This is a genomic window from Vibrio sinaloensis, assembly GCF_023195835.1.
GTDB classification, from domain to species: Bacteria; Pseudomonadota; Gammaproteobacteria; order Enterobacterales; family Vibrionaceae; genus Vibrio; species Vibrio sinaloensis_C.
In genome coordinates, this window is the sequence record NZ_CP096199.1 from 2,641,631 (window position 1) to 2,662,631 (window position 21,001).

The following is a 21,001-nucleotide window of genomic DNA, read 5'->3' on the forward strand; positions in this document are numbered from 1 at the left end:
AGTTTGGAGTTGTATATGTTTGATTATCGCTCTGCAGCCCTTGAAGTACTCAAAACTGAAATCGCTGCCCTAGAACAACTTGACCAATACTTGAATGATGATTTCGTTCAGGCCTGCGAGCTTATCCTTGCGAACAAAGAAGGCAAGGTCGTCGTGATGGGAATGGGCAAATCTGGTCATATTGGTAACAAAATTGCTGCCACCTTGGCCAGTACCGGAACCTCCGCTTTCTTTGTTCATCCAGGCGAAGCCGCACATGGTGATCTTGGGATGATAGAAGCCGGAGACATCGTCCTCGCCATTTCTAATTCTGGAGAGTCCTCGGAGATCCTTGGTCTGTTTCCCGTTCTTAAACGACTCAACATCAAAATCATTAGTATGACCGGTAAGCCTGAATCTAACATGGCGAAACTGTCGGACATACACCTGCAAATTACCGTGCCTAAAGAAGCTTGCCCGATTCAGTTAGCCCCGACCTCAAGCACCACTGCAACGCTGGTTATGGGTGATGCGTTAGCGATGGCATTGATGCGTGCTCGTGGATTTACCGCCGAAGATTTTGCCCTGTCGCACCCAGGTGGCGCACTCGGGCGCAAACTGCTGCTCAAGCTGGCCGACATCATGCACACGGGCGACAGCTTACCGCTAGTGACCCCGACCACTGTGGTCCGTGACGCGCTCCTCGAGATTAGTCAAAAAGGCTTAGGTATGACGGCTGTGGTTGATGAAAAACAGCAACTGGTGGGTATTTTTACCGATGGCGATCTACGCCGCATCTTAGACAAACGCGTTGATATTCATACCGCGCTCATTGGCGACGTCATGACCATCAACCCTACTGTCGCAGAGCCCAACATGCTTGCTGCAGAAGGGCTCAACTTAATGCAGCAAAAATGCATCAACGGCTTAATACTTTGTCAGCAAGGCGTCGTTGTGGGTGCATTAAACATGCATGATCTACTCAAAGCCGGAGTGATGTAATGAGCACCATGGTCGAGACTCTCTATCAACCTGTGGAACAATCTATTCTAGATGTTGCCAAACACATTAAGCTATTAATCTGCGACGTCGATGGCGTCTTTTCTGATGGCCTAATCTACATGGGTAATCAAGGTGAAGAATTAAAAACCTTCCATACTCGTGACGGCTATGGAATAAAGTCACTGATGAATGCGGGTATTGAGGTCGCCATCATTACCGGCCGTCGCTCGCAGATTGTCGAAAACCGAATGAAAGCGCTCGGTATTTCACTGATTTATCAAGGTCAAGACGATAAAGTAAAGGCGTATCAAGATATTTGCGATAAACTCAATATCGCCTCAGAGCACACTGGCTACATTGGTGACGACCTGATTGATTGGCCAGTGATGGAGCAAGTCGCGCTAAAAGTATGTGTGTCCGATGGTCATCCACTGCTTGCGCGCAGAGCGAATTATGTCACCTCGATTCGCGGCGGGCACGGAGCCGTCAGAGAGGTGTGTGACCTTATTCTTCAAGCACGAAACGAACTAGATGTTCACAAAGGTCTGAGTATATGAGTTTGTCTCGTATTGGTTATCTTATTCTGGCTTTTATCATTTGCTGGTCTGCTTACTATCTTTTCGAACAGCAGCAGAGTTATGATATCCAGGTAGAACCAGATACAGAAGTCCCCATGTTCAGCGGCAAAGGGTTAGAGAATACCTCTTACAACGAACAAGGGGTGCGCAGCTATGTGATCACTTCGGTCGATCTCGAGCACTATGCAAAAAGTGGCGATACCATTTTTAATCGCCCGGTATTAAAGGTATTTAAACAGGGTACAACGTTAGAGTGGGAAATTACTGCCGTGCGCGGCGTGTTAACCAAAGACCATGTGCTTACACTCTATGATGATGTGCTGGCCACTAACTTATTACCCGATTCAGGTTTTGATACTCTGTCGACCGATGTGATGAATATTCAATTGGATAGCAGAGACTTTTGGGCAGATAACCAAGTGGTGATGGTAGGCCCGCAATTTGAAACAGTAGGACAAGCGATGACTGGCAACTTTGCCGACAATCACGCCACCCTATATAACCACGTACAAGGTAGATATGAAACTCTCACACCTTAGTCTGATTTCTTGTTTAGTTCTTTCAGGGCACGCGTTGGCACTCTCAACAGATAGAGACCAACCTGTCTACATCGACTCTGACAGCCAACAGCTCGATATGCAGAGCAATAAAGTGACTTTTATTGGCGACGTTAAACTCAAGCAGGGCAGTATTAACATCAATGCCGACAAAGTCGTTGTCACCCGCGATGCTGAGGATGGCTCGATTCAAGAGATTGAAGGATATGGCAACCTAGCGACGTTTTCGCAGTTAACCGATGATGGCAAAACCTTATACGGTGAAGCAAAAGAGCTGTATTACAAAATGGTCGATGACCAACTGACCATGATCGATCAAGCGATGCTTTCACAAGATGATAGTGTGATTCGCGGCACCAAAATCCGCTACAAAATTTCCTCTCAGAAATTGATTGCTGACGGTAAAGAGAAAGGCGATCGCGTTTCCACCGTTCTTCAGCCTCAAGCAGTACAAGAATAATTATGGCGATACTAAAAGCGCAGCACTTAGCCAAAACCTACGGCAATCGCACCGTCGTGACCGATGTGAGTTTGCAGGTCGAGTCAGGGCAAATTGTCGGTCTATTAGGTCCGAATGGGGCGGGTAAAACCACCTCGTTTTATATGATTGTGGGCCTGGTCGCTCGCGACCAAGGTACCATTACCATAGATGACAGTGACATCAGTATATTGCCGATGCACAGCCGCTCACGCATGGGGATAGGTTACCTACCGCAAGAAGCGTCTATCTTCCGTAAGCTGTCGGTTGAAGACAACATTATGGCCGTTCTTGAAACGCGTGAAGAGATGACACGCGAAGAGCGCCAAGACAAGCTAGAAGATTTGTTAGAAGAATTCCACATCCAGCACATTCGTCACAGCGCGGGTATGGCATTATCGGGTGGTGAACGACGCCGAGTGGAGATTGCTCGCGCTTTGGCCGCCAACCCACAGTTTATTCTGTTGGACGAACCTTTCGCTGGTGTTGACCCAATCTCGGTGATTGATATCAAAAAAATCATCGAACATCTGCGCGATAGAGGCCTAGGCGTGCTTATCACCGACCACAATGTGCGTGAAACTCTCGATGTGTGTGAAAAAGCGTATATCGTCAGCCAAGGTCATCTGATTGCAGAAGGGACACCGGAGCAAGTACTGAACAACGAGCAAGTGAAACAAGTTTATCTCGGCGAACAATTCCGTCTATGATTAAAGGAAAGAACGGTAAGATTCTCCAGCATTAAGGCAACTAAGACTGAATGAAACCCTCATTACAACTCAAGCTAGGACAGCAATTAGCGATGACACCTCAGTTGCAGCAAGCAATACGCTTGTTGCAATTGTCGACGCTAGATCTTCAACAAGAGATCCAAGAAGCTTTGGACTCTAACCCTCTGCTCGAGGTGGAAGAAACCAGTGATGAGCCGACAGCAGAAGCACAGAGCCAGACGGAAGAGAAAGAGCCCACGGTCGAGTTGGCCGAACAGGCTGAGCCTGATGTTAAAGACAGCTCAGAGCTGATTGAACAGTCGGAAATCAGTAACGACCTCGAAATTGACACCACCTGGGACGATGTTTACAGCGCCAATACTGGCAGTACCGGCATTGCGGCTGACGACGACATGCCTGTCTATCAGGGCGAGACAACCCAATCGCTGCAAGACTACTTACTTTGGCAACTTGATCTGACGCCATTTAGCGATACCGACCGCACCATAGCTCTCGCGTTGATTGATGCCATCGACGACTATGGCTACCTGACCGTGACTACTGAGGGAATCCTCGAAAGCTTCGATAACGAAGAGATTGAGCTCGATGAGATTGAAGCCGTTCGCAAGCGCATTCAGCAATTCGATCCACTCGGCGTCGCCTCAGTCAACTTACAAGACTGCCTACTGCTTCAATTAGCCACCTTTCCTGAAGACACACCTTGGCTCACTGAAGCAAAGTTAGTGCTTACTGACCACATTGACCAACTCGGTAACCGCGACTACAAACTGATCATAAAAGAGACTAAGCTTAAAGAAGCGGACTTACGCGAAGTGCTGAAATTGATCCAACAGTTGGATCCAAGACCGGGAAGCCGAATTTCATCAGAGCATGCTGAATACGTGATACCCGATGTGTCCGTATTTAAGGACCACGGAAAATGGGTCGTCACCATTAACCCAGACTCAGTTCCTCGACTTAAGGTTAATCAGCAGTACGCCGCATTAGGCAAAGGCAATAGCGCCGACAGTCAGTACATTCGTAGCAACTTACAAGAGGCCAAATGGCTGATAAAAAGCTTGGAAAGTAGAAACGAGACCTTGCTCAAAGTTGCCAAGTGTATTGTTGAACATCAGCGCGATTTCTTTGAGTATGGTGAAGAAGCGATGAAGCCAATGGTGCTAAATGATGTCGCCCTTGCGGTCGATATGCACGAATCCACCATCTCTAGGGTAACCACGCAAAAATTTATGCATACCCCACGGGGTATCTTTGAACTGAAGTACTTCTTTTCTAGCCATGTCAGCACAGACAATGGTGGGGAGTGCTCATCGACTGCAATTCGAGCTCTGATCAAGAAGCTGGTTGCCGCAGAAAACAGCGCCAAGCCACTCAGTGATAGCAAGATTGCAGCTCTACTCGCTGACCAAGGGATTCAGGTCGCTAGAAGGACAATTGCTAAGTACCGTGAATCATTAGGTATTGCCCCTTCCAGTCAGCGCAAACGCCTGCTTTAGGCCTACAACCGAGAAGGAAAGTCTATGCAAATCAACATTGATGGCCAACACATTGATCTCACCGATTCAATGCAAGACTACGTCAACGAAAAATTTCAAAAGCTAGAACGTTTTTTCGACCACATAAATAGCATTCATGTCGTACTAAAAGTTGAAAAAGTTCGTCAAATCGCAGAAGCTAACCTTCACGTTAACCAAGCTGAAATTCATGCCTCTTCGGAAGATGAAAACATGTATGCAGCGATTGATTCCCTTGTCGATAAGCTGGTCAGACAGCTCAACAAGCACAAAGAAAAGCTAAACGCTCACTAATTACCATGCAACTAAGCGAAATCCTCACATTGAACTGCACCAAAAGTGCAGTTCAATGTACTAGTAAGAAACGCGCCCTTGAGATGATCAGTGAACTGGTCGCAGAACAAACCGGGCAAAACTCCACTGAACTGTTTGAATGTATGCTCAGCCGAGAAAAAATGGGCAGTACTGGCATCGGAAATGGGATTGCCATTCCCCATGCTCGTATGCAATCAAGCGATAAAGCCGTCGCTGTACTTCTCCAATGTGAGTCGCCGGTCGAGTTTGACGCTATCGACAATCGCCCTGTTGATCTGCTGTTTGCCCTTTTGGTCCCTGATGCCCAATGTAAAGAGCACCTCAAAACCCTTTCCAGCATGGCTGAACGTCTCAACGACAAACAAATCCTCAAGCAATTGCGTAAAGCTCAATCAGACCAAGAGCTTTATGACATTATGGTCAATCAATAATGCGCCTGATCGTCGTCAGTGGCCAATCAGGTGCTGGTAAAAGTGTCGCTTTACGAGTACTCGAAGATCTCGGTTATTATTGTGTCGATAACCTTCCGGTCGACTTACTGGAGGTGTTCGTTCAATCCGTTCAGTCGAGTAAACAAAACGTTGCCGTCAGCATTGATATTCGCAATTTACCCAAAGAACCCAATCTGGTTGAAGATGTACTGAGCAAGCTCAAACAAGGTTCCGACGTCAGCGTACTGTTTTTGGATGCGAACAAAGAGACGCTCCTTAAGCGCTACAGCGAAACCCGCCGTATCCATCCTCTAAGCTTGAGTTTAGGCAATACTTCTCTTGAGCAAGCGATAGAAAAAGAGCGTTGCATCTTGTCTCCGCTGAAAGAGCACGCCGACCTTGTCATTGATAGTAGCAACCAATCACTGCACGAACTGAGCGAAACCGTCCGCATGCGGATTGAAGGTCGTGAGCGCAAAGATCTGGTCATGGTCTTTCAATCGTTCGGCTTTAAATATGGCCTACCCAGTGACGCCGATTACGTATTTGATGTGCGCTTTTTACCCAACCCACACTGGGAGCCAGATCTAAGACCACTCACTGGCTTAGATGCGCCAATCAAATCGTTCCTTGAAGGTCATCCCGAAGTGATGGAACTCAAACAGCAAATCCAAAAGTTCATCGAACATTGGTTACCGCTACTGGAAAAAAACAACCGTAGCTATCTGACGGTGGCGATTGGCTGTACTGGTGGCAAACATCGCTCGGTGTACCTGACTCAGCAAATTGGTGAATACTTTGCCGAAATGGGCCACCAAGTACAGATACGTCACGCCTCACTAGAGAAAAATCACAAGGACTAGTTTATGCAGCAGAGCCGCACTGTGTTAATTCAAAATCGTTTAGGACTTCATGCTCGCGCTGCTGTAAAACTGGTAGAACTCGCCCAATCTTTTCAAGCCGTATTGACCATTCAAAATCACGAAGGCAAAGAAGCCACTGCCGATAGTGTGATGGGGCTATTGATGCTGGAATCCGCGCAGGGCGAGTACGTGACCATAAGCGCTGAGGGAAGCGATGCTGAGCCTGCGCTTGATGCGGTTTGTCACCTCATTGAAGACAAGTTCGACGAAGACGAATAGCCCCCACCACCTATTAATCCGGTTTGATATGCCCCAGCTAAGCAATTAAATCTGCGCGCTTCACAATAACTGATTAAATCCATTCTAAAATTACGTTACTATGTTTCGCATTGTAACAACAACGAGTTAGGGGGAATGAATGGCAGAGCAGATAGAATTCGATCAAGCTCACCAGGCCCTCCAAGAAGTCACTGAAGCCCTAGAAAATGGCCGCTTTGTCCATGTCCGTCGTCAATTGCAAGACATGGAGCCGGAAGATATTGCTCATCTTTTAGAAGCCTCTCCACGCAAAAGTCGTGAAGTTCTTTGGCAACTGACTGACCCCGAAGATTACGGTGAAATCCTTGACGAGCTGAATGAAGACGTCAAAGATGCATTGGTGTCGAAAATGGCACCAGAGATGCTCGCAGAAGCGACAGAAGGGATGGAGACAGACGACGTCGCCTACGTGTTGCGAAGTCTGCCTGATGATGTTTCCCGAGAAGTTCTAGCGCAAATGGACGCAGCAGAGCGTCTGTTAGTCGAAACCGCCCTTTCCTACCCTGAAGATACTGCCGGTAGTTTGATGAACACCGACGTGATCACCATTCGTGGTGATGTTGATGTCGATGTGGTTTTGCGCTACTTGCGAATGAAAGGGGAACTGCCCGAAGCGACCGACGCACTGTACGTCATAGACGAAGAGAACCGCTTGATTGGCGAGTTACCCATTACAACACTGATCACCACTCAGCCTGATGTGAAGATTGCAGATGTAATGGAGGATGCTGACGAAGCCATCGACGTCACCATGAGCGACTCCGACATTGCCAGCTTATTTGAGCGTCGAAATTGGGTTTCTGCTCCGGTTATTGATGAGAACCAACACTTGGTCGGCCGTATTACTATTGATGACGTTGTCGATGTTATCCGTGAAGACGCCGAGCACTCAATGATGAGCATGGCCGGTATGGATGATGACGAAGATACCTTCGCGCCAGTGGTCAAATCGGCACGTAAGCGCAGCATCTGGTTAGGTGCCAATGTACTTGCCGCATTAGCCGCGGCCTCAGTATCGAATATGTTTGAGGCAACATTGGATCAAATGGCGGCGATTGCTGTCTTGATGACCATAGTACCTTCTATGGGCGGGGTAGCCGGTAACCAGACAGTTGCGTTGGTGATCCGTGGTTTGGCCCTAGGTCATATTGGTGATTCGAACAAACGTGAGCTGCTTTTAAAAGAAGCGGCTATCGGGCTACTGAATGGCATCATGTGGGCGCTGATTATTGGCGGAATTGTCGTCGCCTGGAAAGGTAACTGGATGCTCGGCGGCATTATTTCGGCAGCGATGTTAACTAACTTGCTGGTCGCAGGGGTTGCAGGGGTCACTATCCCTATCCTGCTCAAAAAGATGAACATCGACCCTGCCCTTGCCGGCGGGATGGCACTGACGACGGTGACCGATGTGATTGGCCTATCTGTGTTCTTAGGCTTAGCCACGCTGGTTATTTAATCTTTCAACCAAAAAGCGCAGCTCTCAGGCTGCGCTTTTTATTTACCTATTGATCTAGTTAAGGTTTGGCCCTAGCCATTTCTCAGCTTCTAGCATGTCCCAACCTTTACGCTGGGCGTAACTCTCTGCTTGATCCTGCTGGATCTGCGCGATAGCGAAGTAACGAGAGTCCGGATGCGAGAAATACCAGCCTGAGACTGAAGCACCAGGCCACATAGCATAACTTGAGGTGAGAGACATGCCAATCGCCTCTTCCACGTTGAGCATTTGCCATAGTGTGCCTTTTTCTGTGTGCTCCGGACACGCAGGATAGCCCGGCGCCGGACGAATACCTTGGTATTTCTCGCGAATCAGATCCTCATTGGATAAGTTTTCATCCGCAGCATACCCCCAGATCTCTTTACGTACTCGCTCGTGCAAGTACTCAGCAAATGCTTCGGCTAAGCGGTCTGCTACTGCTTGAATCATAATCGCATTGTAATCATCACCCGCTGCTTTGTATTGATCCGCAAGCTCCCGCTCACCAATACCGCCGGTAACGGCAAAGCCACCAATCCAGTCGAGCTTCCCTGACGATTTAGGAGCTATATAGTCAGATAAACAGTAGTTGAAACCTTTTGGCTTCTCTGTTTGCTGACGAAGATTATGTAACACATGAGCCACCTCTGTGCGTGACTCGTCGGTATACACTTCGATATCATCACCCACGCTGGCTGCTGGGAAAAATGCACACATGCCACGCGCTTTAAGTAACCCTTCTTGCTCCACTCGATCAAGCAAATCGTTGGCATCTTTGAATAGACGCTGCGCCTCTTCTCCCACTTCCTCATGTTCAAGTATCGCCGGATACTTGCCCACTAGAGACCAGGTCATAAAGAAAGGGGTCCAGTCGATATAATTACGCAGTGTGGCGACATCAAAATCGTCAAACACATGCACACCGGGCTTGGCAGGCGCCGGAGGCGTGTAGTTTTCCCAATCAATCGCCACTTTATTGGCACGCGCCTGCTCTAAAGTAACCGGCTTAGTGCGCGGTCGTTTACGTGCGTGCTGGTCACGAACGACGTCATAATCAGCTTGCAGTTTTTCAACAAAGGCAGGTTTTTGCGTTTCAGAAAGCAGTGCGGAACAAACCCCCACAGCGCGGGAAGCATTATTTACGTACACCACTGGATGCTGATAATTTTGTTCAATCTTCACCGCTGTATGCGCTTTCGAGGTGGTGGCACCGCCTATCAACAGCGGCAAATCGAAATCTAAACGCTGCATCTCTTTAGCAACGTGCACCATCTCGTCAAGTGATGGCGTGATGAGACCAGACAAGCCTATGATATCGACCTTCTCTTCCTTAGCGACCTTAAGGATTTTTTCACACGGCACCATGACACCGAGGTCGATAATTTCATAATTATTGCACTGCAATACGACGCCAACAATATTCTTACCAATGTCGTGGACATCGCCCTTCACTGTCGCTAACAAGATTTTACCATTGGTGGAGCCTGCTTGCTTTTCAGCATTGATAAACGGTTCTAGATGCGCCACCGCTTGCTTCATCACCCGAGCAGATTTTACTACCTGTGGTAGGAACATCTTGCCTTCGCCAAATAGGTCTCCGACGACATTCATGCCATCCATCAACGGCCCTTCGATCACCTCCAACGGTTTTGCGGCTTGAACGCGCGCCTCTTCGGTATCTTCAACGATAAACTCGGTGATGCCTTTCACTAGGGCATACTCTAGCCTTTTTTCTACCGGCCAAGCACGCCACTCCAGCGCACTCGCATCGTCTTCTTTACCCACGCCTTTTTCTGCATATTCACCCGCGATATCTAAAAGGCGCTCCGTTGCGTCACTGCGACGGTTCAATACCACGTCTTCGACGGCTTCACGCAGCTTCTCTGGCACGTTATCGTATATTTCCAGCTGACCGGCATTAACGATACCCATGTCCATACCATTTTTGAAACAGTGATAAAGGAACACGGCATGGATGGCTTCGCGAACATAGTTGTTGCCACGGAATGAGAACGACACGTTCGACACGCCGCCAGAGATCATGGCATGAGGTAAATCACGTTTAATATCAGCGACCGCTTCAATGAAATCAACAGCGTAATTATTGTGCTCCTCGATGCCCGTCGCCACAGCAAAGATGTTGGGGTCAAAGATAATATCTTCAGGTGGGAAACCGACTTCATCGACCAAGATACGATAAGCGTTGGTACAGATCTCTAGCTTGCGCGCTCGCGTTTCTGCTTGTCCAACTTCGTCAAATGCCATCACAATCACTGCCGCACCATAGCGTCGAATCAGTTTTGCTTGCTCAATAAACTTCGCTTTGCCCTCTTTGAGCGAAATAGAGTTGACGATACCTTTGCCTTGAATGCACTTAAGGCCCGCTTCGATCACTTCCCATTTGGAGGAATCGACCATGATCGGCACTTTGGAAATTTCTGGCTCTGAAGCACAGAGATTCAGGAATCGCACCATGCAAGCTTCGGCATCGAGCATCCCTTCATCCATATTGATATCGATGATCTGCGCGCCATTCTCTACTTGCTGGCGGGCAACGTCGAGCGCTTCATCATAGAGTTCTTCTTTGATAAGACGCTTAAAGCGTGCAGAGCCAGTGACATTGGTACGCTCACCAACGTTGACAAACAATGTCTCTTTTTCAATTGTAAGCGGTTCTAGGCCAGACAGACGACAAGCCACGGTCAAGTCAGGTAACGTGCGAGGAGCTACGCCTTCTACTGCGGCAGCCATTTGGCGGATATGCTCCGGCGTAGTACCACAACAGCCACCGATAAGGTTCAAAAATCCGCTCTGCGCCCACTCTTTAACATGAACTGCCATGTCCTCAGCAGAGAGGTCGTATTCACCAAAAGCGTTTGGCAGTCCTGCATTGGGGTGCGCTGAAACATAGGTTTCGGAGATACGCGAGAGCTCTTCCACGTACGGACGCAGTTCGTCAGGCCCGAGGGCACAGTTAAGGCCGAACGAGATCGGTTTAACATGGCGTAAGGAATTATAAAATGCTTCCGTCGTTTGCCCCGATAGTGTGCGTCCAGAGGCATCAGTGATAGTGCCCGAGATCATCACCGGCAGCGACAAACCCAACTCTTCGAAAACTGAGTCGACAGCAAAGGCACAAGCTTTGGCGTTGAGGGTATCAAAAATGGTTTCAATCAAGATCAAGTCGCTACCGCCTTTAATCAGGGCGCGAGTTGATTCTGAGTAAGCGGTAACTAACTCATCAAAGCTGACATTACGGTAGCCAGGATCATTAACATCAGGAGAGATAGAGCATGTGCGGTTAGTCGGGCCTAGCACCCCAGCGACATAGCGCGGTTTGTCGGGCGTTTTGGCTGTCCATTCATCTGCAGCTTCACGAGCTAGTTTGGCTGCGGCAAAGTTAATCTCTTCACTCAGGCTTTCCATCTCATAGTCAGCCATAGCGATAGTTGTCGCATTAAAGGTATTGGTTTCGAGTATATCCGCACCCGCTTCAAGGTAGGCAGTGTGAATATCTTTAATCAGCGTAGGCTGAGATAAGACCAATAGATCGTTATTACCCTTTAAATCACAATGCCAATCAGCAAAGCGTTCACCTCGATAGTCTTGCTCTTCCAGTTTGTAATCTTGGATCATGGTTCCCATACCACCATCGATCAACAAGATACGTTGTTTTAGTTGAGCTTCAATCTGTTGCCTTACATTACTTCCCACGGTACAGCCTCATTCCTTTTACTATCATTCCATCCTATCACAGTTTAAAGAGGAGTCTAGACGTCTAAACGATCTAAGTAATGACTTATTTATCACAAAAAAGTGTTTGCTATTTGAACATGGTGATCCGAAAATCTTCATTCACAATTTGTTACATTATGAGATTCCAATGTCGGTCTACTATACACTCTGTTTTTTATCTGCTGCGGCAATGTTGATAGCATTTGTAAACAGCAAGATAGGCAAAATGCAAACCACTATTGCAATTACCGCTGGCGCTATGATGTTGTCGCTCTTCATTCTTATTGCCGGTCAAAACGATTGGTTTCATTTAACAGAGATAGCGTCCAAGACCGTGGCAAGCATCAACTTTGAAGATTTCTTGCTCAAAGGAATCCTAGGCTTTTTGCTGTTTGCAGGAGGGCTAGGTATTAAACTCCCTAACCTCAAAGACCAAAAGTGGGAGATCACCGTCCTCGCACTAGGAGCCACGTTATTTTCAACCTTTTTCATTGGTTTTGCCCTGTACGGGTTCTGCCAACTGATTCACATCCAGTTTGATTTAGTCTACTGCTTGCTATTTGGGGCACTCATCTCTCCCACTGACCCCATCGCGGTGTTGGCCATCGTTAAAAAGCTTGATGCGCCAAAGCGTATCTCTACTCAAATCGAGGGAGAATCTTTATTCAATGACGGCTTTGGTCTAGTGATCTTTGTAACCCTATTCACTATAGCGTTTGGCACCGAAGCGCCAACCGTCGGCAGCGTCACACTACTCTTTATTCAGGAGGCTATCGGTGGCATTGTTTACGGCTTCGCTCTTGGGCTGCTGTTCCACTTTTTGATCAGCTCAACCGATGACCACTCTATGGAACTGCTACTGACGATAGGTATACCTACGGCAGGTTATGCATTTGCCGATGTGGTCCATGTATCAGGCCCATTAGCTATGGTGGTCTCTGGAATCATGATCGGCAACTGGACACGTTTTATCGGTTTTTCTAAGGAGAGTGAAGATCACTTAGACCACTTTTGGGAACTGGTCGATGAGTTTCTAAATGGTGTTCTGTTTCTGTTGATCGGGTTGTCGATGCTGCTATTTGAGTTCCACAAGGAAGACTGGATCTTAATGGCCTTCTCAATACCGCTGGTGTTATCCGCCCGCTACCTTAGTGTGTGGCTGTCTTACTTAGGCTTTAAGCGCTATCGTCGTTATAACTCATACTCAGTCAACATTCTCACTTGGGGTGGATTGCGCGGCGGGCTGGCTTTAGCAATGGCGCTATCTATCCCATCGGGCGTATGGGTAATACAAGACAAGCTCATCGATGTTAAGGAAATCGTTCTTGTTATGACCTATTCGGTTGTGGTGTTTTCGATCTTAGTTCAAGGCTCAAGTATTACTCCGATGATTGAGAAAGCCAAACTTGAAGAAGCCCATCGCGAATAGCCGAGCTCTAAGTGCCAAAAGCCTAAACCTTTGACGATTGTTATGACGCTTTTGGCATTTTCAGATATTTTCAATATCCCATTCCTCTTATGTCAGTCACAATTATGAGATTATCAAACGTTAATAGTCCTACTGTGTACTGACTAGGCAACTCAATGGATGAACTCACCCTAGATATTAGAACTCTCAACTTCACCGTAATTATTTTTTCCTTCATCTATTCAGTAGGTTTATTTCTATACCAAACGACTCAGAAAAAGATCGAAGGGTTAAAAACATTAGCTCTGGGCGTGTTCTTAATTGGTTTGGGTCCGGTGTTGCTCGGGTTTAGAGGCCAAGCGCCTGATTGGCTCACCATTGTTGTCGCTAACATGTTTATCATGCTTGGCTTTTTCTACCTGCTACTCGGCATCAGTTATGTCAGAGACTATTCGAGTCGATTATTGCATTTCCTTGGCGTCGCGCTCGTTGCTTGCTTTGCTCTGTTTTATTACTTCACTTATACCCAACCATCTATCAACGCCCGGGTAGTGGTCTTGAGCAGTTATGTCAGTACAACCTGCCTCGCCAGTGCGTGGGCTTTGATGCGTGGCAAAAAAGATGATGCCTTGATTCCACTACTGTTAATGGCGCTGCCTTTTTGTGCTTATGGCTTGTTTATGTTGTTCAGGATATTTGTCGGCCTATCCGGACCAACCATCTCCAGCTACATGCATTCTGGGATAGTACATGCGTTGACCTACTTGTTCTGTCTCATATTGTTGGTCACCATTAGTTTAAGCATGCTGTGGCTGAACAACGCCCGGCTGCTCAATGCGATTCATCAGTTATCGCTAAAAGATCCATTAACTGGACTATACAACCGACGTGTAATGGATGAGTTACTCCCAAAACGGGTGGCCAATGCCAGTACTCAACTCAAACCCGTTAGCTTAATGATGACCGACATTGATCACTTTAAGCAGATCAACGATGAGCTTGGCCATATTGTTGGAGACGAAACCATCGAAAAAGTCGCCAATGCTCTAACCCATATACTCCCTGATTCTGATGATCTATTCGTGGTTCGCTTTGGTGGCGATGAGTTTATGATTTTAATGATTGATTGTGATGCTGCCAGCGCTTATCAGTATGCAGAGAGGCTGAGAGAACACATCTCACAAAATGTCTCAATCAGCCTAAGTGAGCATCCATGCAGTATGAGCTTCGGCGTTGCTCAGCTAGCTGAAAGTGATAGCCTTGACGATCTACTCGCCAATGCCGATATTGCACTTTACCAAGCGAAACAGCGTGGCCGAAACCAAGTGGTCTTGGCCGGTAGTTAAGAATACTGGCCCACTCGATCGCGCACTCCTAAAGTCCTGCGAGTTACCGGAAGCGAAATACGCTTTTGGTTATGAATAGTTAAATAACTGATGACAAAAAGTGAGAATCCCTAAAACTGATATCGGTCTCTTAAACCACAGGCTTCAGCACTTGTACTTAGATCAAGAGTAAATAACGGAGTAGCGATGCTTGTTGTCTATTGGGCTCTAATTCGAGTGGATTAGTCGCTCGAAGGGGAAACTATCTAGCCAGAAACGACAAAACCCAGTCCGAAGACTGGGTTTCTAAATAAGTGGCGGACGGCTGGGGTTGCAGTCAACGGGCAAACCTTTTGCGGGACTCGTTGGTCGAAGACCAAATCAATCCCATAGATACGAAAAAGCCCTAGCAGAAACGCTAGGGCTTTGTCTGAATAAGTGGCGGAGCGGACGGGACTCGAACCCGCGACCCCCGGCGTGACAGGCCGGTATTCTAACCAACTGAACTACCGCTCCGCACTGGTTAGACTCTAAGTCTAAGCTTTTGCCTTTAGATTTTTCTAAAATCTAAAAACGAAATGTAAGCCTGGCGATGTCCTACTCTCACATGGGGAAGCCCCACACTACCATCGGCGCTAATTCGTTTCACTTCTGAGTTCGGCATGGAATCAGGTGGGTCCAAATCGCTATGGTCGCCAAGCAAATTCTTTAATCTGGAAAGCTGTTATTGTGTTCTCTACACATTCAATCTGCTCTTGCTTTGAGTCCATCAAAACCCTTTGGGTGTTGTATGGTTAAGCCTCACGGGCAATTAGTACAGGTTAGCTCAACGCCTCACAACGCTTACACACCCTGCCTATCAACGTTCTAGTCTCGAACAACCCTTTAGGACCCTCAAGGGGTCAGGGAAGACTCATCTCAGGGCTCGCTTCCCGCTTAGATGCTTTCAGCGGTTATCGATTCCGAACTTAGCTACCGGGCAATGCGTCTGGCGACACAACCCGAACACCAGAGGTTCGTCCACTCCGGTCCTCTCGTACTAGGAGCAGCCCCCTTCAATCTTCCAACGCCCACGGCAGATAGGGACCGAACTGTCTCACGACGTTCTAAACCCAGCTCGCGTACCACTTTAAATGGCGAACAGCCATACCCTTGGGACCGACTTCAGCCCCAGGATGTGATGAGCCGACATCGAGGTGCCAAACACCGCCGTCGATATGAACTCTTGGGCGGTATCAGCCTGTTATCCCCGGAGTACCTTTTATCCGTTGAGCGATGGCCCTTCCATTCAGAACCACCGGATCACTATGACCTGCTTTCGCACCTGCTCGAATTGTCATTCTCGCAGTCAAGCGGGCTTATGCCATTGCACTAACCTCACGATGTCCAACCGTGATTAGCCCACCTTCGTGCTCCTCCGTTACTCTTTGGGAGGAGACCGCCCCAGTCAAACTACCCACCAGGCACTGTCCTCAACCCGGATAACGGGTCTAAGTTAGAACATCAACACTACAAGGGTGGTATTTCAAGGACGGCTCCAACGATACTGGCGTACCGTCTTCAAAGCCTCCCACCTATCCTACACATGTAGGGTCAATGTTCAGTGCCAAGCTGTAGTAAAGGTTCACGGGGTCTTTCCGTCTAGCCGCGGGTACACTGCATCTTCACAGCGATTTCAATTTCACTGAGTCTCGGGTGGAGACAGCGTGGCCATCATTACGCCATTCGTGCAGGTCGGAACTTACCCGACAAGGAATTTCGCTACCTTAGGACCGTTATAGTTACGGCCGCCGTTTACCGGGGCTTCGATCAAGAGCTTCGTCCAAAGACTAACCCCATCAATTAACCTTCCGGCACCGGGCAGGCGTCACACCGTATACGTCATCTTACGATTTTGCACAGTGCTGTGTTTTTAATAAACAGTTGCAGCCACCTGGTATCTGCGACTCTCAATAGCTCCATCCGCAAGGGACTTCACCGTCAAGAGCGTACCTTCTCCCGAAGTTACGGTACCATTTTGCCTAGTTCCTTCACCCGAGTTCTCTCAAGCGCCTTGGTATTCTCTACCCGACCACCTGTGTCGGTTTGGGGTACGATTCCAACTTATCTGAAGCTTAGAGGCTTTTCCTGGAAGCATGGCATCAATGACTTCACACCCGTAGGTGCTCGACATCGTGTCTCAGCCTTAAAGAGAGCCGGATTTACCTAACTCTCAAGCCTACGCACTTGAACCTGGACAACCGTCGCCAGGCCCACCTAGCCTTCTCCGTCCCCCCATCGCAATAAGTTGAAGTACGGGAATATTAACCCGTTTCCCATCGACTACGCCTTTCGGCCTCGCCTTAGGGGTCGACTTACCCTGCCCCGATTAACGTTGGACAGGAACCCTTGGTCTTCCGGCGAGGAGGTTTTTCACCCCCTTTATCGTTACTCATGTCAGCATTCGCACTTCTGATACCTCCAGCAAGCTTTACAACTCACCTTCAACGGCTTACAGAACGCTCCCCTACCCAATACATAAAATGCATTGCCGCAGCTTCGGTTTATAGCTTAGCCCCGTTACATCTTCCGCGCAGGCCGACTCGACTAGTGAGCTATTACGCTTTCTTTAAATGATGGCTGCTTCTAAGCCAACATCCTAGCTGTCTAAGCCTTCCCACATCGTTTCCCACTTAGCTATAATTTGGGACCTTAGCTGGCGGTCTGGGTTGTTTCCCTCTCCACGACGGACGTTAGCACCCGCCGTGTGTCTCCCGGATAGTACTTACTGGTATTCGGAGTTTGCAAAGGGTTGGTAAGTCGGGATGACCCCCTAGCCTTAACAGTGCTCTACCCCCAGTAGTATTCGTCCGAGGCTCTACCTAAATAGATTTCGGGGAGAACCAGCTATCTCCAGGTTTGATTGGCCTTTCACCCCTAGCCACAAGTCATCCGCTAATTTTTCAACATTAGTCGGTTCGGTCCTCCAGTTGATGTTACTCAACCTTCAACCTGCCCATGGCTAGATCACCTGGTTTCGGGTCTATATCCAGCAACTCGACGCCCAGTTAAGACTCGATTTCTCTACGGCTCCCCTAGATGGTTAACCTTGCTACTGAATATAAGTCGCTGACCCATTATACAAAAGGTACGCAGTCACAGGACAAAGCCTGCTCCTACTGCTTGTACGTACACGGTTTCAGGTTCTATTTCACTCCCCTCACAGGGGTTCTTTTCGCCTTTCCCTCACGGTACTGGTTCACTATCGGTCAGTCAGTAGTATTTAGCCTTGGAGGATGGTCCCCCCATATTCAGACAGGATATCACGTGTCCCGCCCTACTCGATTTCACTGATGATGAGATGTCGGTTACGGGGCTATCACCCTGTATCGCGGCACTTTCCAGAGCCTTCACCTGTCTCATTAAAAGCTTAAGGGCTAGTCCAATTTCGCTCGCCGCTACTTTCGGAATCTCGGTTGATTTCTTTTCCTCGGGGTACTTAGATGTTTCAGTTCCCCCGGTTCGCCCTGTTAACCTATGTATTCAGTTAACAGTACTAGCTTATGCTAGTGGGTTTCCCCATTCAGAAATCCCAGACTCAAATGGTTGTTACTACCTAATCTGGGCTTATCGCAAGTTACTACGTCTTTCATCGCCTCTGACTGCCAAGGCATCCACCGTGTACGCTTAGTCACTTAACCATACAACCCCAAAGGGTCTTTACGTCAAACAACCAAAGTTTGTCTGCATTTTTATACATGTGCAGACACGATTTTGCCGGACTCAAATATTAAACATCACAATAAATTGTGCTGTTTCCAAGAACACTTGAATGTGTGTTGGTACCTATTCAAAAGAATAGGATTTGAGAACTTTTAATTGAATAACAACGCATCTCAAAGAGATGGGGATTGTTGTTATTCGTCAGCTTTCCAAATTGTTAAAGAGCAATGTTTCTTTCGAAACCATTTTTAAAGATTCTTTTGCAAGAACACTTAAAGATGGTGGAGCTAAGCAGGATCGAACTGCTGACCTCCTGCGTGCAAGGCAGGCGCTCTCCCAGCTGAGCTATAGCCCCATCAGGTGTTGATACTGTGTGCCAATTCTTCTGGGAGGAAGATTGGTGGGTCTGAGTGGACTTGAACCACCGACCTCTCGCTTATCAGGCGAACGCTCTAACCACCTGAGCTACAGACCCAGTATCGTCTCTTAACGTGTATAAACATATCAATCTGTGTGAACACTCATCGCGACTTATTTGTTTCCGCTTTAAAAAGCAGAAGCAAACTATCCGTATCGTATAAGGAGGTGATCCAGCCCCAGGTTCCCCTAGGGCTACCTTGTTACGACTTCACCCCAGTCATGAACCACAAAGTGGTGAGCGTCCTCCCGAAGGTTAAACTACCCACTTCTTTTGCAGCCCACTCCCATGGTGTGACGGGCGGTGTGTACAAGGCCCGGGAACGTATTCACCGTGGCATTCTGATCCACGATTACTAGCGATTCCGACTTCACGGAGTCGAGTTGCAGACTCCGATCCGGACTACGACGCACTTTTTGGGATTCGCTCACTCTCGCAAGTTGGCCGCCCTCTGTATGCGCCATTGTAGCACGTGTGTAGCCCTACTCGTAAGGGCCATGATGACTTGACGTCGTCCCCACCTTCCTCCGGTTTATCACCGGCAGTCTCCCTGGAGTTCCCACCCGAAGTGCTGGCAAACAAGGATAAGGGTTGCGCTCGTTGCGGGACTTAACCCAACATTTCACAACACGAGCTGACGACAGCCATGCAGCACCTGTCTCTCAGTTCCCGAAGGCACACTCGTATCTCTACAAGCTTCTGAGGATGTCAAGAGTAGGTAAGGTTCTTCGCGTTGCATCGAATTAAACCACATGCTCCACCGCTTGTGCGGGCCCCCGTCAATTCATTTGAGTTTTAATCTTGCGACCGTACTCCCCAGGCGGTCTACTTAACGCGTTAGCTCCGAAAGCCACGGCTCAAGGCCACAACCTCCAAGTAGACATCGTTTACGGCGTGGACTACCAGGGTATCTAATCCTGTTTGCTCCCCACGCTTTCGCATCTGAGTGTCAGTATCTGTCCAGGGGGCCGCCTTCGCCACCGGTATTCCTTCAGATCTCTACGCATTTCACCGCTACACCTGAAATTCTACCCCCCTCTACAGTACTCTAGTCTGCCAGTTTCAAATGCAATTCCGAGGTTGAGCCCCGGGCTTTCACATCTGACTTAACAAACCACCTGCATGCGCTTTACGCCCAGTAATTCCGATTAACGCTCGCACCCTCCGTATTACCGCGGCTGCTGGCACGGAGTTAGCCGGTGCTTCTTCTGCAGCTAACGTCAAAGATGTACGCTATTAACGCACACCCCTTCCTCACTGCTGAAAGTACTTTACAACCCGAAGGCCTTCTTCATACACGCGGCATGGCTGCATCAGGCTTGCGCCCATTGTGCAATATTCCCCACTGCTGCCTCCCGTAGGAGTCTGGACCGTGTCTCAGTTCCAGTGTGGCTGATCATCCTCTCAGACCAGCTAGGGATCGTCGCCTTGGTGAGCCCTTACCTCACCAACTAGCTAATCCCACCTGGGCATATCCTGACGCGAGAGGCCCGAAGGTCCCCCTCTTTGAGCCGAAGCTATTATGCGGTATTAGCCATCGTTTCCAATGGTTATCCCCCACATCAGGGCAATTTCCCAGGCATTACTCACCCGTCCGCCGCTCGACGCCGTTAACGTCCCCCGAAGGTTCAGTTAACTCGTTTCCGCTCGACTTGCATGTGTTAGGCCTGCCGCCAGCGTTCAATCTGAGCCATGATCAAACTCTTCAATTTAAGATTTTGTTCGGCTCAATGAATACTGAACATTACATAAGTAATGTTTGAATTGACTGTGCTGAGTCCGAAGACTCAATGGTCACTTCGTATCATTGAAACCTAAATTGTTTCCGAAGAAACTATTTGGATTATCATCAACGAGTGCCCACACAGATTGATAGGTTTATATTGTTAAAGAGCTGTGCTTTCAGTGCGTTAGCACTTAGGCAGGACGCGTATAATACGCTGTCTGCGTTGAAAGTCAACATAAAACTCTAAACTAAATTAGAACTTTATGGTGACTTGCTTATTAACTAAGCAAGTGCAGATTTAAAGCCTGGCGATGTCCTACTCTCACATGGGGAAGCCCCACACTACCATCGGCGCTAATTCGTTTCACTTCTGAGTTCGGCATGGAATCAGGTGGGTCCAAATCGCTATGGTCGCCAAGCAAATTCTTTAATCTGGAAAGCTGTTAT

The 21,001-nt window shown here is 48.2% G+C and carries 14 protein-coding genes, 3 tRNA genes and 4 rRNA genes; 13 read left to right on the plus strand and 8 right to left on the minus strand.

All coding sequences use genetic code 11. From position 1 onward, the window contains the following. The first annotated feature begins 15 nt into the window (after window positions 1–15). The 11 genes from MTO69_RS11985 (at window position 16) to mgtE (ending at window position 8,222) form a co-directional block, all read left to right on the plus strand. Complete coding sequence (locus MTO69_RS11985) at window positions 16–981, plus strand: KpsF/GutQ family sugar-phosphate isomerase (protein ID WP_248329518.1); 966 nt, start codon at window positions 16–18, stop codon at window positions 979–981. Next, the gene (kdsC, locus tag MTO69_RS11990; protein ID WP_248329520.1) at window positions 981–1,538 is read left to right on the plus strand and encodes a 3-deoxy-manno-octulosonate-8-phosphatase KdsC; all 558 of its coding nucleotides are present in this window, start codon (window positions 981–983) and stop codon (window positions 1,536–1,538) included. The genes MTO69_RS11985 and kdsC overlap by 1 nt, the downstream gene beginning before the upstream one ends. Further along, complete coding sequence (lptC, locus tag MTO69_RS11995) at window positions 1,535–2,098, plus strand: LPS export ABC transporter periplasmic protein LptC (protein WP_248329522.1); 564 nt, start codon at window positions 1,535–1,537, stop codon at window positions 2,096–2,098. Before kdsC ends, lptC begins: the two co-directional genes overlap by 4 nt. Then, window positions 2,079–2,576 (plus strand): lipopolysaccharide transport periplasmic protein LptA, encoded by a 498-nt coding sequence (gene lptA, locus MTO69_RS12000; protein WP_248329524.1) that lies wholly within the window; start codon window positions 2,079–2,081, stop codon window positions 2,574–2,576. Before lptC ends, lptA begins: the two co-directional genes overlap by 20 nt. A 2-nt stretch (window positions 2,577–2,578) precedes the next feature. Next, window positions 2,579–3,304 carry an LPS export ABC transporter ATP-binding protein gene (lptB, locus tag MTO69_RS12005; RefSeq protein WP_176289344.1) on the plus strand — a complete coding sequence of 242 codons (726 nt, stop codon included), beginning with the start codon at window positions 2,579–2,581 and terminating at the stop codon, window positions 3,302–3,304. Between the two features lie 50 nt (window positions 3,305–3,354). Continuing rightward, window positions 3,355–4,821 carry an RNA polymerase factor sigma-54 gene (locus MTO69_RS12010; RefSeq protein WP_248329526.1) on the plus strand — a complete coding sequence of 489 codons (1,467 nt, stop codon included), beginning with the start codon at window positions 3,355–3,357 and terminating at the stop codon, window positions 4,819–4,821. Window positions 4,822–4,845: 24 nt separating this feature from the next. Then, window positions 4,846–5,133 (plus strand): ribosome hibernation promoting factor, encoded by a 288-nt coding sequence (gene hpf, locus MTO69_RS12015; RefSeq protein ID WP_248329528.1) that lies wholly within the window; start codon window positions 4,846–4,848, stop codon window positions 5,131–5,133. Window positions 5,134–5,138: 5 nt separating this feature from the next. Beyond that, the gene (ptsN, locus tag MTO69_RS12020; RefSeq protein WP_171326059.1) at window positions 5,139–5,585 is read left to right on the plus strand and encodes a PTS IIA-like nitrogen regulatory protein PtsN; all 447 of its coding nucleotides are present in this window, start codon (window positions 5,139–5,141) and stop codon (window positions 5,583–5,585) included. Then, window positions 5,585–6,448 (plus strand): RNase adapter RapZ, encoded by an 864-nt coding sequence (rapZ, locus tag MTO69_RS12025; RefSeq protein ID WP_248329530.1) that lies wholly within the window; start codon window positions 5,585–5,587, stop codon window positions 6,446–6,448. Before ptsN ends, rapZ begins: the two co-directional genes overlap by 1 nt. A 3-nt stretch (window positions 6,449–6,451) precedes the next feature. Beyond that, the gene (locus MTO69_RS12030) at window positions 6,452–6,727 is read left to right on the plus strand and encodes an HPr family phosphocarrier protein (protein WP_248329532.1); all 276 of its coding nucleotides are present in this window, start codon (window positions 6,452–6,454) and stop codon (window positions 6,725–6,727) included. A gap of 139 nt (window positions 6,728–6,866) precedes the next feature. Further along, window positions 6,867–8,222 carry a magnesium transporter gene (gene mgtE / locus MTO69_RS12035; RefSeq protein ID WP_248329534.1) on the plus strand — a complete coding sequence of 452 codons (1,356 nt, stop codon included), beginning with the start codon at window positions 6,867–6,869 and terminating at the stop codon, window positions 8,220–8,222. 54 nt (window positions 8,223–8,276) lie between these two features. Here mgtE and metH read toward each other — a convergent pair whose 3' ends face one another. Continuing rightward, entirely contained in the window at window positions 8,277–11,954 is a 3,678-nt protein-coding gene (metH, locus tag MTO69_RS12040; protein ID WP_248329536.1) for a methionine synthase, read from the minus strand. 169 nt (window positions 11,955–12,123) lie between these two features. Here metH and MTO69_RS12045 point away from each other — a divergent pair, with 169 nt between their 5' ends. After that, the gene (locus MTO69_RS12045) at window positions 12,124–13,404 is read left to right on the plus strand and encodes a cation:proton antiporter (RefSeq protein ID WP_248329538.1); all 1,281 of its coding nucleotides are present in this window, start codon (window positions 12,124–12,126) and stop codon (window positions 13,402–13,404) included. A 155-nt stretch (window positions 13,405–13,559) separates the two neighbouring features. Further along, on the plus strand, window positions 13,560–14,729 hold the full coding sequence (locus MTO69_RS12050) for a GGDEF domain-containing protein (RefSeq protein ID WP_248329540.1): 1,170 nt from the start codon (window positions 13,560–13,562) through the stop codon (window positions 14,727–14,729). Between the two features lie 418 nt (window positions 14,730–15,147). Here MTO69_RS12050 and MTO69_RS12055 read toward each other — a convergent pair. The 7 genes from MTO69_RS12055 to rrf (MTO69_RS12085) all read right to left on the minus strand — a co-directional run bounded on the left by MTO69_RS12055 (window position 15,148) and on the right by rrf (MTO69_RS12085) (window position 20,973). Next, a tRNA-Asp gene (locus MTO69_RS12055) sits at window positions 15,148–15,224 on the minus strand. Between the two features lie 68 nt (window positions 15,225–15,292). Continuing rightward, window positions 15,293–15,408, minus strand: a 5S ribosomal RNA gene (gene rrf, locus MTO69_RS12060). A gap of 90 nt (window positions 15,409–15,498) precedes the next feature. Continuing rightward, window positions 15,499–18,388, minus strand: a 23S ribosomal RNA gene (locus tag MTO69_RS12065). Window positions 18,389–18,689: 301 nt separating this feature from the next. Further along, window positions 18,690–18,765 (minus strand) — tRNA-Ala (locus MTO69_RS12070). Window positions 18,766–18,808: 43 nt separating this feature from the next. Further along, window positions 18,809–18,885, minus strand: a tRNA-Ile gene (locus MTO69_RS12075). A 103-nt stretch (window positions 18,886–18,988) separates the two neighbouring features. After that, window positions 18,989–20,540: ribosomal RNA gene (locus MTO69_RS12080) — 16S ribosomal RNA — on the minus strand. A gap of 317 nt (window positions 20,541–20,857) precedes the next feature. Beyond that, window positions 20,858–20,973 (minus strand): 5S ribosomal RNA (gene rrf, locus MTO69_RS12085). Together the 16S, 23S and 5S rRNA genes with 3 tRNA genes alongside form the textbook arrangement of a ribosomal RNA operon. Between the last annotated feature and the right edge of the window lie 28 nt (window positions 20,974–21,001).